Annotated in this window: 14 protein-coding genes; 8 read left to right on the forward strand and 6 right to left on the reverse strand. The window is 41.5% G+C overall.

Annotated features, from left to right (window positions below; translation table 11 throughout):
- Positions 1-123 precede the first annotated feature (123 nt).
- The 3 genes from NMG86_RS20795 to grxD all read left to right on the forward strand — a co-directional run bounded on the left by NMG86_RS20795 (position 124) and on the right by grxD (position 1636).
- Positions 124-789, forward strand: a complete 666-nt coding sequence (locus NMG86_RS20795) for a hypothetical protein (protein WP_026785298.1) — start codon at positions 124-126, stop codon at positions 787-789.
- Between the two features lie 136 nt (positions 790-925).
- Positions 926-1183, forward strand: a complete 258-nt coding sequence (locus NMG86_RS20800; RefSeq protein ID WP_026785297.1) for a BolA family protein — start codon at positions 926-928, stop codon at positions 1181-1183.
- Positions 1184-1312: 129 nt separating this feature from the next.
- On the forward strand, positions 1313-1636 hold the full coding sequence (gene grxD / locus NMG86_RS20805; protein ID WP_026785296.1) for a Grx4 family monothiol glutaredoxin: 324 nt from the start codon (positions 1313-1315) through the stop codon (positions 1634-1636).
- A gap of 104 nt (positions 1637-1740) precedes the next feature.
- On the opposite strand, the gene NMG86_RS20810 is transcribed toward grxD, so the two are convergent.
- Positions 1741-1989, reverse strand: a complete 249-nt coding sequence (locus tag NMG86_RS20810; protein ID WP_026785295.1) for a DUF6761 family protein — start codon at positions 1987-1989, stop codon at positions 1741-1743.
- Positions 1990-2230: 241 nt separating this feature from the next.
- Here NMG86_RS20810 and NMG86_RS20815 point away from each other — a divergent pair, with 241 nt between their 5' ends.
- Entirely contained in the window at positions 2231-2995 is a 765-nt protein-coding gene (locus tag NMG86_RS20815) for a response regulator transcription factor (protein WP_026785294.1), read from the forward strand.
- A 68-nt stretch (positions 2996-3063) separates the two neighbouring features.
- Here the strand turns inward: NMG86_RS20815 and NMG86_RS20820 are convergent, their stop codons facing one another.
- Positions 3064-3633, reverse strand: coding sequence for a hypothetical protein (locus NMG86_RS20820; RefSeq protein WP_026785293.1), 570 nt, complete (start codon positions 3631-3633; stop codon positions 3064-3066).
- A gap of 114 nt (positions 3634-3747) precedes the next feature.
- A complete protein-coding gene (locus NMG86_RS20825) occupies positions 3748-4122 on the reverse strand; it encodes a DUF1830 domain-containing protein (protein ID WP_026785292.1) in 375 nt (124 codons plus the stop codon).
- 379 nt (positions 4123-4501) lie between these two features.
- Between NMG86_RS20825 and NMG86_RS20830 the strand changes: the two genes are divergently transcribed.
- From NMG86_RS20830 to uppS, 4 genes are all read left to right on the forward strand, one after another.
- The gene (locus tag NMG86_RS20830) at positions 4502-6070 is read left to right on the forward strand and encodes a photosystem II high light acclimation radical SAM protein (RefSeq protein ID WP_026785291.1); all 1569 of its coding nucleotides are present in this window, start codon (positions 4502-4504) and stop codon (positions 6068-6070) included.
- 237 nt (positions 6071-6307) lie between these two features.
- Positions 6308-7696, forward strand: coding sequence for a diaminopimelate decarboxylase (lysA, locus tag NMG86_RS20835; protein ID WP_026796412.1), 1389 nt, complete (start codon positions 6308-6310; stop codon positions 7694-7696).
- A 187-nt stretch (positions 7697-7883) separates the two neighbouring features.
- Positions 7884-8783, forward strand: coding sequence for a diadenylate cyclase CdaA (cdaA, locus tag NMG86_RS20840; protein ID WP_026796413.1), 900 nt, complete (start codon positions 7884-7886; stop codon positions 8781-8783).
- Positions 8780-9529, forward strand: a complete 750-nt coding sequence (uppS, locus tag NMG86_RS20845) for a polyprenyl diphosphate synthase (RefSeq protein WP_026796414.1) — start codon at positions 8780-8782, stop codon at positions 9527-9529. Before cdaA ends, uppS begins: the two co-directional genes overlap by 4 nt.
- Before the next feature lie 76 nt (positions 9530-9605).
- Here the strand turns inward: uppS and NMG86_RS20850 are convergent, their stop codons facing one another.
- The 3 genes from NMG86_RS20850 to NMG86_RS20860 form a co-directional block, all read right to left on the reverse strand.
- Positions 9606-9878, reverse strand: coding sequence for a DUF3143 domain-containing protein (locus NMG86_RS20850; RefSeq protein WP_026796415.1), 273 nt, complete (start codon positions 9876-9878; stop codon positions 9606-9608).
- Positions 9879-9956: 78 nt separating this feature from the next.
- Positions 9957-10430 (reverse strand): J domain-containing protein, encoded by a 474-nt coding sequence (locus NMG86_RS20855; protein WP_043936715.1) that lies wholly within the window; start codon positions 10428-10430, stop codon positions 9957-9959.
- A gap of 214 nt (positions 10431-10644) precedes the next feature.
- A complete protein-coding gene (locus NMG86_RS20860) occupies positions 10645-11418 on the reverse strand; it encodes a pentapeptide repeat-containing protein (RefSeq protein WP_071782639.1) in 774 nt (257 codons plus the stop codon).
- Between the last annotated feature and the right edge of the window lie 31 nt (positions 11419-11449).

The raw sequence follows: 11449 nt of genomic DNA on the forward strand, positions 1-11449 counted from the left end.
AAAATATAACCCGTATCGGTTGAGTCAGGATCAGGTTATTGCCAGAGTATGGGATTGCTCAAGATTAATGATAAGATCCATGAGGTTTAATGTTTTTTTTTATCGCGTTCGCGCAATTGAGTCATGGTATCCTCTGGAACTGTTAGCTTCCTTCGACTTACAGCTTATCTGTCTATCCCCCTAATGGTGGCTTGGGGTGTCTTGTCGCCATTTCAGGTTAATGCTCAAGAATCTTCTCCAACTGTTGCCCAGGGGAATGTACAAATGGGGGGGGAAACGGACACAGAGGTTGCGCCACCATCGGGTGATTTAGCACCCCTCAATCCTAATGATATTCGTCCTTTGTCCCTTGATAGTAGTTTTTTGAGTATTGAGGGCGGAAAACGGCTGATGCAAGAAGCTGATACCGCCGTTGCCCGTGAAAATTATGCTGAGGCAGAAAAAAAATTCCAAGAAGCTCGTCAAGTTTTTAACCAGTTATCTAATTTTTATCAACAGTTAGCGGGTAGTTTTTCTGGCGTCGATAACCGAATTGCCGATGGTTTTAGGAATTCAGCCCGGGACACGGCACAAATGCGCGATACCGCCACCTATCAGTTAGCCTTACTCCACCGAGCTAAAAACCAACCGGAATTAGCTGTCCCTCTGTTAATTCAAATTATCCGCTCCCAAGCCCCCACCCGGGACTTAGGCAAAAAAGCTTATCAACAATTATTAGAATTAGGATTTGTGACTGACCCCTTCCCCCGGGTTGGTAGTGAAACAACTCCACCGACTGCGGCGCAATAAGAGAGCAGGGGGAGCAGGGGGGCAGGGGGAGCAGGGGAGGCAGGGGGAGAAATCATTAACTTCTGACTTCTGACTTCTGACTTCTGACTCCTGTTTCCTCTAAAATATTTACATCTACTAAGGTTTGGGAATGGCAATGATTACACTGAATCAAGTTGAAGCAATGATTAAGTCAGAATTACCTAATGCGGTGGTTCAAGTACAAGATTTGGGCGGAGGTGACCATTTACAAGCAATTGTGGTGTCTGCTGAATTTGAAGACAAGACTTTAGTAGAACAACACCAAATGGTTTACAAAGCTGTTAAGGAAGCAATGGCTACCGAAGCTATTCATGCTTTAGCATTAAAGACCTACACCCCCCAAGATTGGGCAAAAGCCAGTTCTGGGGCTTAATTGTACCTAAACTCCGATCTAGCTTAACGCCCAAATTCTTGGAAATCAGTTAGACTCAAATCTGGGATTCTATGATCGTTTTGCCGATCAATTAACCTATCCAAACCTACCTCATTTTATTAATAAACCATGACGACAGACCCACAGGAAAAAATTAAAGATCTGATCACGAAAAACAAAGTCTTTGTTTTTATGAAGGGAACAAAGCTCATGCCAATGTGCGGTTTTTCTAATAATGTTGTACAGATTTTAAATAGTTTGGGGGTTCCTTTTGAAACCCTAGATGTTTTAGAAGATTCTGAAATTCGCCAAGGGATTAAAGATTATTCCAACTGGCCGACGATTCCCCAGGTCTATATTAACGGCAAGTTTGTTGGCGGTTCTGATGTGCTGATTGAACTATATCAAAAAGGTGAGTTACAGCAACTTGTAGAAGTCACTTTTGCTTCATAAAACGGTTGTGGGGTTTTGGGTATAGGGTTTGGGTTGGAGTTGATTCCTCCCTAACCCTCTATCCCGTTTTCCCCTATTCCCAAACCTTTGGGTGACTTTCTAAGTTAATAATAATCGACTTGACGTTGAGGCATCGGCATTTCAAAATTTGAGGGGTCGTAAATATATCGAGTCGCTTCTTCCTCCAAACGACTAATTAAATAGGGTTCTAAGCCATTCGTGTGTCTGAGGGCGGCTAAGTAACCGTCTAAATATAACCTGAGATCATCATAACGATAACCTCGGTTCCACATCTCGACGAGGGCATCGGTAAGTTTCTGATAATGGCGAATCGTTAAGGTGTCCTGAAGCATGGTTTGAATGGGGTTTAATGGGTGATTACTGGACTGAATTAGGAGGTTGGGGCCCGATTCCGAGAATAAGACTCGTCTATCCTTATGTTAGCTCTTTCTATCTTAACTTCAAATCAAAATTACCCCGGTTGGCTTTGATACTTTTGAGTATTAAGGTTATGGGGAGGTAACAGTAGCTACAAAATCAGAAAGATTACCCTGTTACTCTTAAACTCAACATTGAAGAAGGAAGCTCGCATTCGTGGGATCTGCTTGTATTTCAATTATTGAGGGAAACCCGCATTTACGGTCGCTCTTGGGTTGGCATTTACAGCACGTCGGTTATTTGGTTCATCAGGCTGCTGATTTGCAGAATGCAAGGGATATCTTCTATGCTCATCAACCCAATTTAGTGATTTTGGACGCTGAATTACCAGAGGGAAATAGTTTAGAATTTTGCCAATGGCTTCAGCAACAGCGACAATCTTTAATTCTGATGTTATCGTCTCGCACAACGGAATCCGATATTGTCCGGGGCTTGAGGGCGGGTGCTGATGACTATTTAGCAAAACCTTTTGGAATGCAGGAGTTTTTGGCGAGGACAGAATCCTTAATGCGCCGTAGTCGCACCATTGTTCCGCCAACCACCTTGGATTATGGATCTCTGAAAATTGACTTGGTACAGCGTCGCGTACGCTTACAGAGTCAATTAATTGAACTGACTCCCCAGGAATATAGTCTGCTCTATGTTCTCGCTCAAGCCTGTGGAGAACCCTTGACTCGTTCAGAACTATTACGACGAGCTTGGCCAGATGCTATTGATAATCCTCGCACGATTGATACCCATGTTCTTTCGTTACGGAAAAAGTTAGAAACTGACCCTCGCCAACCGAATTTAATCCAAACTGTTCGGAATATTGGCTATCGTCTCAATTTAGAAATTCTGAAAGCCGAAACGGTTCGTACCGTTAGACTAAATGGTAAATATCCACCCATTCGAGGGGTGAAAACAGAGAGTAGTGCTTGATCTGATCGGGATTCTGGGAATAATCAAAATCTAATCCTTAACTTTGATTATTCCCTATTCTCTGGGGATTATTTCAGGGTGAGGGCGGTGGAAATTGTCCAAATATCCACTAAGCCCAATAATAAACTACAGCCAAATAAAATAAAATACATCCAGGGTTGAGCCAACGGACGGACATCGGTTGTATCAATTCCTGTTTTTTCTTGTACTATTCCCACAAACTTGGCAAACCCAGCCATTCGCATCGGGAGTAAATAGCCTTCTCCTGTGTGGCTAACGAAATAATAAACCAGTCCTCCTTGTCCGGTGGTTCTAGGTTTCAATGCTTTGATCTGATTCCATGGTAATGACCAACCCCGACGGAATATCAGAGTAAACCAAGAAACATAACTCACCTTAATCCCCTCATTATCTACTATTACTCTTTCTGTTAAAAGTGCAAATAGGGCGATCGCTCCGATCCCAATTCCTAGCCAAAGTAACATCGGAGAAACGGGAGCATTAACCGCTTTTGACAAAAAAGGTAGGGGGATCATCAACACCGCATATAAACTTAACAGCGTGATTCTAATAATTGGAGACAGGCGAAATACAATTGGACTAGATAACGCTACGGATTCTACTGTTTCAACAGTCATTTTTAAACAGATTTTAAATTGATTAACCTTCAGAAATTCCACCACGATTTTGTAAGTCGCAGTGGAATCTCTCCGGTGAATTTTGAGATGATTTTATTATCGTTTTTTTGTAAATTAATCAACAGAAGTTAAAGCCGGAGTGGTTAAAGGTTCCTGTTTAACTGTACGCTTATTGGCAAAATTTCTGGATTGAGGATTTGGAGTTAACGGTTTATCCTCATAGCTGATAGACTGTTGATCAATCTGGAGCCGATCACAAGGAATATTATCAGCAATAATTGCGCTCGCCATACTTCCAGTATGGATTTCTAAAGTTGCTTGTGGAATCGCTTCAAAAACTAAGCGTTGTCCTGGGAATACCACCCGCTCAAAGTACCAATTGGGGACATTGGTGATCCGAGCGATCTGAATATGGCTGGTAGCATTGACATAGCAGCACAAAATTCGACCAGAACTATTTGACGGTAGGGGATCAAGAATTTGAGCCATATCTGAATCTGGGGGCTTTAAGCTAAACGTTTTACTGACTAATCGTTACGTTAACATTTGTTGATCCCAGTTGGTTGTAACCCCGACTACCAATCCCTAATTATACTCATCGAGCCAAAATTTTTAGTCAATTCACTGGTTTTAGCTGATTTTGAAGAAATTATTTCCAAAAATAGACCTTCAAAACCTTCGGATAGGTATGGTAGAGATCGGTTGTCCCTTGTCCCATCGACTTATTGAAATTATTGAAACTTAAGGAATTTCTCAGATTCGTGACCCTAAAGGGCGGAAAATTTGTTATATTGTTAAGGAATCTTAAGCAAAGTCGATATAACTTCACCGATTTCAACCCAAATCCCGCCCGACGCACAACAGCATCATGGAAGATAAAATTCTTTACGTCCGCCTTCCTTGTAACCCGATTTTCCCGATTGGGGTGGTTTACCTGTCCGACCACGTTCACAAGCTATTTCCCACCGTCCAACAGCGCATTTTTGACTTAGGGGCGGTTCCTCCTCTGGACTACGCCGCCACCTTGGATGCCTGTGTGGATGAGTTTCAACCCACATTATTAGTCTTTTCTTGGCGAGATATTCAAATTTATGCGCCTGTGGGGGGACGGGGTGGTAATCCACTGCAAAATGCCTTTGAATTTTATTATGCGAAAAACCCTTTAATTAAATTAAGAGGAGCTTTAGGAGGATTACGGTTAGCCACTTCCTACTATACAGAACTTTGGCAGAATTTAGGACTAATTAAACGGGGATTATCCCGTTCTCAACGTTATAATCCCCAGGCGCGGGTTGTCGTTGGAGGCGGAGCGGTCAGTGTTTTTTATGAACAGTTAGGAAAGAGTTTGCCCAAAGGAAGTATTGTTTCGGTGGGAGAAGGAGAAAGTTTATTAGAAAGGCTATTGAGAGGGGAAGATTTAGCCGATGAACGTTGTTATATTGTCGGAGAAACGACGCCTCGCGATCGCTTAATTCATGAACAACCCATGAATTTTGAAAAAACTGCTTGTAATTACGATTATATTGAAACCATCTGGCCAGAATTTCAATATTATTTTCAAGATCAAGACTTTTATATTGGAGTCCAAACCAAACGGGGTTGTCCGCATAGTTGTTGTTATTGTATCTATACCGTTATTGAAGGGAAAAAAGTTAGAATTAATCCCGCCGATGAAGTGGTGGCAGAAATTCAACAACTTTATCAACGGGGAATTAGAAATTTTTGGTTTACCGATGCTCAATTTATTCCCGCCCGTAAGTTTATTAGTGATGCGGTGGAATTATTACAGAAAATCCTTGATTCTGGGATGACTGATATTCACTGGGCGGCTTATATTCGCGCAGATAATTTAACCCCAGAATTATGTGATTTAATGGTTAAAACTGGGATGAATTATTTTGAAATTGGGATTACCAGTGGTTCGCAGGAATTAGTTAGAAAAATGCGGATGGGGTATAATTTACGGGTGGTTTTAGAAAATTGTCGGGATTTAAAAGCTGCCGGATTTAATGATTTGGTTTCAGTGAATTATTCTTTTAATGTGATTGATGAAACCTTTGAAACCATTCGTCAAACAATTGCTTACCATCGGGAATTAGAGGCTATTTTTGGGGCGGATAAAGTCGAACCTGCAATTTTCTTTATCGGGTTACAACCCCATACCCATTTAGAGGAATATGCCTTTAAGAAACAGATATTAAAACCCGGGTATGATCCTATGAGTTTAATGCCTTGGACGGCGAGAAAGTTACTCTGGAATCCTGAACCTTTAGGATCATTTTTTGGAGAAATCTGTTTAGAAGCCTGGAAGCGAAACTCCAATGATTTTGGACGAACGGTGATGGATATTTTAGAGGAAAAGTTAGGACGAGCACCTTTAGAAGAAGCCTTAAATGTACCCTTGGGTCGGGGAAAAGAGTTAGCGAGTATTGGTTAATTTTAGGTTAAATTGTGGGGTGCGGTTATGGTAGTGTTGAATAATCAAATCCCACGATTATAGGATCGGGTTTATTCGGGTTTGTTGCTAATTAAAGTTATTCAGTATCTAGTATTCTAAAGATTTATTTAAAATGCCAACTAACTTTGGGTTTCTAAATTCGGATAGTTAACACCCGACACCCGTGCAACTTTACGGTAAAATCTGATCAATAGAAGTGTTAATATAGTATTTCCTGTGCAAAATTCTGGACTGCAATACCTATCTGCATCAACGGATGCCTTAGAAACCCGATCGCCTAATCAACAATTATTTCCTTTGACGGCGAAAGTCAATTCGCAAGATCACTTAGAAATTGGTGGCTGTGATGTTACCGCTTTAGTTGAACAATTTGGCACGCCCCTCTATATTGTCGATGAAACCACCCTGCGAACGGCTTGTCAACAATACCGGGACGCCTTCAAACGCTATTATCCCGGTGAGTCCCTCGTCCTGTATGCCTCCAAAGCCTGGAATTGTTTAGCGATTTGTGCTATTGTAGCCGCCGAAGGATTAGGTATTGATGTCGTATCAGGAGGAGAACTCTATACCGCCCTCCAAGCCGGAGTTTCACCCGAAAAAACCTACCTCCATGGTAACAATAAATCCTTAGAAGAAATTCAATTAGCGATTGAAAATGGGTGTACCGTTGTTGCGGATAATTGGTTGGATTTACACACCCTCGCTAAACTCAGTCAAGGGTCTATCGTTGATCATCCAATTCGGATGATGATTCGGTTTACCCCAGGAATTGAATGTCATACCCATGAATACATCCGTACTGGACATTTAGATAGTAAATTTGGTTTTGATCCCGGTCAACTGGATGAAGTCTTTAAATTTATTAGTCAGCAACCGGGTTTATCCTGTGTTGGCATTCATGCCCATATTGGCTCCCAAATTTTTGAATTGCAACCCCATAACGATTTAGGTTCTGTAATTATTGATACTTTAATGAAAGCTAATCAACAGGGCTTAAATATTTCAGAAGTTAATATTGGTGGTGGTTTAGGGATTTGCTATACGGAGTCAGACGATCCCCCAAGTATTGATGATTGGGTAAAAATTATTACTGAATCCGTGATCAAAGCCTGTGAACAGAAACAATATCCCCTACCGAAATTATTATCTGAACCGGGACGGTCTATGATTGGCTCTAGTTGCGTTACAGCTTATACTGTAGGTTCTCAAAAACAAGTTCCTGGAATTCGGACTTATATTGCTGTAGATGGCGGGATGTCCGATAACCCCCGTCCGATCACCTATCAGTCTTTGTACCGAGTGGTTTTGGCTAATCAAATGTCTGCACCAATGACCGAAACCGTTACGGTTGCAGGAAAACATTGTGAATCTGGGGATATTTTAATTAAGGATGCTCAACTTCCCAAAGTTGAATCTGGGGATATTCTCGTGGTTATGGCAACGGGAGCCTACAATTATAGTATGGCGTCTAACTATAATCGACTGTCTAAACCGGCGGCAGTTTTAGTTAGTAATGGTGATGCTAACGTCATTATTGAACGAGAATCTTACCAAGATTTAATTAGTAAAGATCGACTTCCAGAACGCCTAACCATAAATTCTTAGGGGTTGTAGGGGTGAAGTACAGGATCGGTGTCAACAATTGCCAAAAACTGATGATGATAGCCGAGATCCGATCCCCCTAAATCCCCATGAAAAAGGGGGACTTTGATCCCTCTAAATCCCCCGTAAGAAGGGGTTGGCTCAGGCTTCTATTAATTTGATCAAAATTCAATGAATGCGGCGTCTAGTCATGACTAAGCAAGGAATTCCTCCCTGGTTCATTCAAAGTCTTGATATTGGATTAGTTTTTGCCGTCGCTTATGTAGTTTTGGTCATCATTGGAGAACGCCGTACCCTTTGGATGGTGCGCGGGTTTATTATTCTAATGTTGGCAACGGCCATTAGTAACTGGGCAAATTTGAAATTATTGTCTATTGCCCTGAATAGTTTAGTTACAGGTTCTGCCGTAGCGATGGCAGTCATATTACAATCGGAATTCCGCGAATTTTTGGAACAGTTGGGTCGCGGAGAAATTTCGCAACTGTTTGGTCAGGGTCGCCGTGTCATTCCTGAACCCGATGGGGTAATTGATCAACTTGTGGAAGCGGTTAAAGAACTCTCGCAAAATCGTACTGGTGCATTAATTATTATTGAAACTGGAAGTCCAATTGATGAACGGGATTTTTCTGTCCCTGGAGTAAAACTAAATGCCGAAGTTTCCAGAGAACTGTTACAAACAATTTTTCAACCGAAAACCCTGTTACATGATGGGGCGGTGTTAATTCGGGCATCTCGAATTGCAGCCGCCGGGGTGATTTTGCCCCTATCGGAACGGATGGCATCTCGACAATTGGGAACTCGTCATCGGGCGGCAATGGGAATTACCGAACGGGTGGCAAAATGTATGTGTATTGTGGTATCGGAAGAAACGGGTTCGATTTCTCTGGCGGAAAAAGGAATCCTCAACCGACCCTTAACTAGCAGTAAACTGAAAGAGCTATTAGAAGCTCGTTCTTGGACATCCAATGATGATAGAACTGTTCCTGCAATTTCGATTACCCATTGGGGAAACCGCATGGGTTCCCAAGGATGGGCTTTAGTGTCTCGCCTATTCCGTCCTCGATCCAAAGCTTCTCGGGAGAAAAAATGAGTGCTAAGACAAGGGTTGTATATGAATTACCCGCAGATTTAGACCAAGACCGTTTACCTCAACACATTGCTGTAATTATGGATGGCAATGGTCGCTGGGCGAAGCGTCGGGGTTTACCTCGAACTATGGGCCACCGTCGGGGAGTGGATGCTCTCAAAGAAGCTTTACGCTGTTGTCGAGATTGGGGTGTGGAAGCACTAACGGCCTATGCTTTTTCCACGGAAAATTGGGGTCGTCCTTTGGAGGAAGTCGATTTTCTCATGGCATTATTTGAGCGGGTTTTAATGCGAGAACTACGAGAAATGATGGCGGAGGAAGTGCGAATTCAGTTTGTAGGAAATTTGGTAGCCCTTCCCCAATCTCTACAGGAAAAAATAGATTATTCTATGGAGGAAACGAAGCAAAATAAGGGTATTTTATTTACTATTGCTACTAATTATGGCGGACGACAAGAAATTTTACAAGCCTGTCGAGAGATTGCTAATCAAGTAAAACAAGGGTCAATTCAACCAGAAGATATTGATGAAACTCTATTTGAACAGCATCTATATACTACGGGAATATGTCACCCCGATTTATTGATTCGTACCAGTGGAGAAATGCGAATTAGTAATTTTTTATTATGGCAACTCGCCTATGCAGAAATTTATGTAACTGATACCCTTTGGCCTGATTTTAATCAGAAGGAATTACATCTAGCCTTATCTTCCTATCAAAAACGGGAACGTAGATTCGGCAAAGTTTGAATCACTGATCACAGATTTGGACGGATTAAAGGATTTCACGGATTAAATCAACAGTTGACTGATAACTGATAACTGATTAAGGCCCCCCAAAAATGGTAGATTCAAGATCTTGACGAGAAAGAGAATATTTAAAAGAACGTTGAATATCCTGACCGTTGGTTGCAGCTCCGATATAACGGACTGTAATTTGGTCAATTTCTAACCACAAGTCTGCTGTCCAATTTGGGTTTCCAATCCGCCAATAATGGAGTTCTTTTTGATCTTGTTCACCCCCATGGGAGCGTAACCATTCTTCAATATCAGGTAGGGGATGATTATATAAGGGTGTCTCTGAACTCGGCAAAGTCATAAATAAGAAGAAGGAGAGCTAATTTATATTGGGTATTGATTATAGCATTTTTGATCAATTCTAACCAATACATAAATATTAATAACGAGTTAAACTAATAAAAATTGCTAATAGGATACATCCAATAAAAGTTAATCCCATTAGAAATAATGAAAAAACTTCCCCAGGGGAAAGAGGCCGATCTGTTGGGTCTAAATAGGCGGAAGAAGAATTAAGACGATTATTTTTAGAATAGGGTTGATTTAAGTCCGTTGGAACCTGAATTAAATGATATCGAGAATAGCCAATTTTTTGATCATAGGACTGACGCCGATCTGGGTTACAAAGGGTGGCGTAAGCTTCATTGAGTTTTTGAAATTTTGCCGTAGCGATCGCCTTTGATAAGGTTGTGGTATCAGGATGATACAGTTTACTCAATTCTCGATAGGCGCGTCGAATTTCTATCGGGGTCGCACTCGGATGAACTCCTAATAAGGTGTAATAGCTAGAACTCAGCGCCGGATGGTTTTCGGCTTGGGGTTGCTGTTGAGATGAATTTCCTGGAGAAGTCACGGCTATCCTAACTCTACATCACGAAACAGTTCTGTTCATTATACAGAAAAATTAAATCAGCAGGTTAGTGTTTACAACTTCTTTGTGTCTTTGTGTCTTTGTGGTTAAATTAGGCTTTACCGTTGTCAACATAGCCACAAGAACTGCTATACTTTCTTCCCCTGTCCCGGTAATTTTTGTCAAACAACAACAAACACCTAATACTTTTCACAGATTAAAGACCAACCTCTAACAGACCAACTCCTGATCGGTGTTGACCTCCCCATTCGTGAGGATCTCCCCTCATATCATCATCAAATTTCATGATTTGATCAGGAAAGATATCAGTTTCATCAGGTCTTAGAATACTGTTAATGCGAGGAAAAGTATTAGTTTTATTGCTTGTAAAGGGGTCGATATTTGGCTCAAACAAGTCATCCAAATATTCCTTGGTATATTCAAAGGGTTGACCTAATTCTGGCCCCCCCATTGGGAAGGTTAAACTATCAGGATCACGTCCAATGGTTAGTTCTTCTGGTATTCCTAAATCCTGGGCGGAACCTCTTGGCAGTTCAGCCGTCTGTAAAGTAGGAATTGCAAATTCCGATCCGGTTAAATCGGCATTTAAAAGATTTGCACCTTCTAGTTGAGCTTGAACTAAATTAGCATTAGTTAAGTTAGCACCACTAAGGTTAGCATCATTAAATTCAGTTTGATTTAAAAACGCGCCCTCTAGGTTTGCAGATGTTAAGTTTGCTCCTTTTAAATCTGCACCTTCTAAATTGATATTAGCTAAGTTTGCCCCGGCAAGATTAGCATCTCGTAAATCTACACCAATCAAATGAGCACCGCTTAAATTAGCGCCTCTCAAATCACACCCTTGACAGAATCGGGTTTCTAATAATTGTTTAAGATCATTAGGGTTCTGAGAATAGGCTGGAGTTGTGACTCCCAAACCGAGTAGAAGCACTGTGGCGGTTCCAAACATTGCTGTGGACAGGATTTTCATAGATTATCCTCCAATAGCTGCCACCTAAAAA

Origin of the sequence: Planktothrix rubescens CCAP 1459/22, assembly GCA_904830895.1 — a bacterium.
Taxonomy (GTDB): domain Bacteria; phylum Cyanobacteriota; class Cyanobacteriia; order Cyanobacteriales; family Microcoleaceae; genus Planktothrix; species Planktothrix agardhii.

Bases quoted from the DNA above. Each gene is read 5' to 3' on its own strand.
- grxD (WP_026785296.1), top strand. From the start codon at position 1,313: ATGACGACAGACCCACAGGAAAAAATTAAAGATCTGATCACGAAAAAC.
- NMG86_RS20800 (WP_026785297.1), top strand. From the start codon at position 926: ATGATTACACTGAATCAAGTTGAAGCAATGATTAAGTCAGAATTACCT.
- NMG86_RS20825 (WP_026785292.1), bottom strand. From the start codon at position 4,122: ATGGCTCAAATTCTTGATCCCCTACCGTCAAATAGTTCTGGTCGAATT.
- cdaA (WP_026796413.1), top strand. From the start codon at position 7,884: ATGACTAAGCAAGGAATTCCTCCCTGGTTCATTCAAAGTCTTGATATT.
- NMG86_RS20830 (WP_026785291.1), top strand. From the start codon at position 4,502: ATGGAAGATAAAATTCTTTACGTCCGCCTTCCTTGTAACCCGATTTTC.
- NMG86_RS20795 (WP_026785298.1), top strand. From the start codon at position 124: ATGGTATCCTCTGGAACTGTTAGCTTCCTTCGACTTACAGCTTATCTG.
- NMG86_RS20820 (WP_026785293.1), bottom strand. From the start codon at position 3,633: ATGACTGTTGAAACAGTAGAATCCGTAGCGTTATCTAGTCCAATTGTA.
- uppS (WP_026796414.1), top strand. From the start codon at position 8,780: ATGAGTGCTAAGACAAGGGTTGTATATGAATTACCCGCAGATTTAGAC.
- NMG86_RS20810 (WP_026785295.1), bottom strand. From the start codon at position 1,989: ATGCTTCAGGACACCTTAACGATTCGCCATTATCAGAAACTTACCGAT.
- NMG86_RS20860 (WP_071782639.1), bottom strand. From the start codon at position 11,418: ATGAAAATCCTGTCCACAGCAATGTTTGGAACCGCCACAGTGCTTCTA.
- NMG86_RS20850 (WP_026796415.1), bottom strand. From the start codon at position 9,878: ATGACTTTGCCGAGTTCAGAGACACCCTTATATAATCATCCCCTACCT.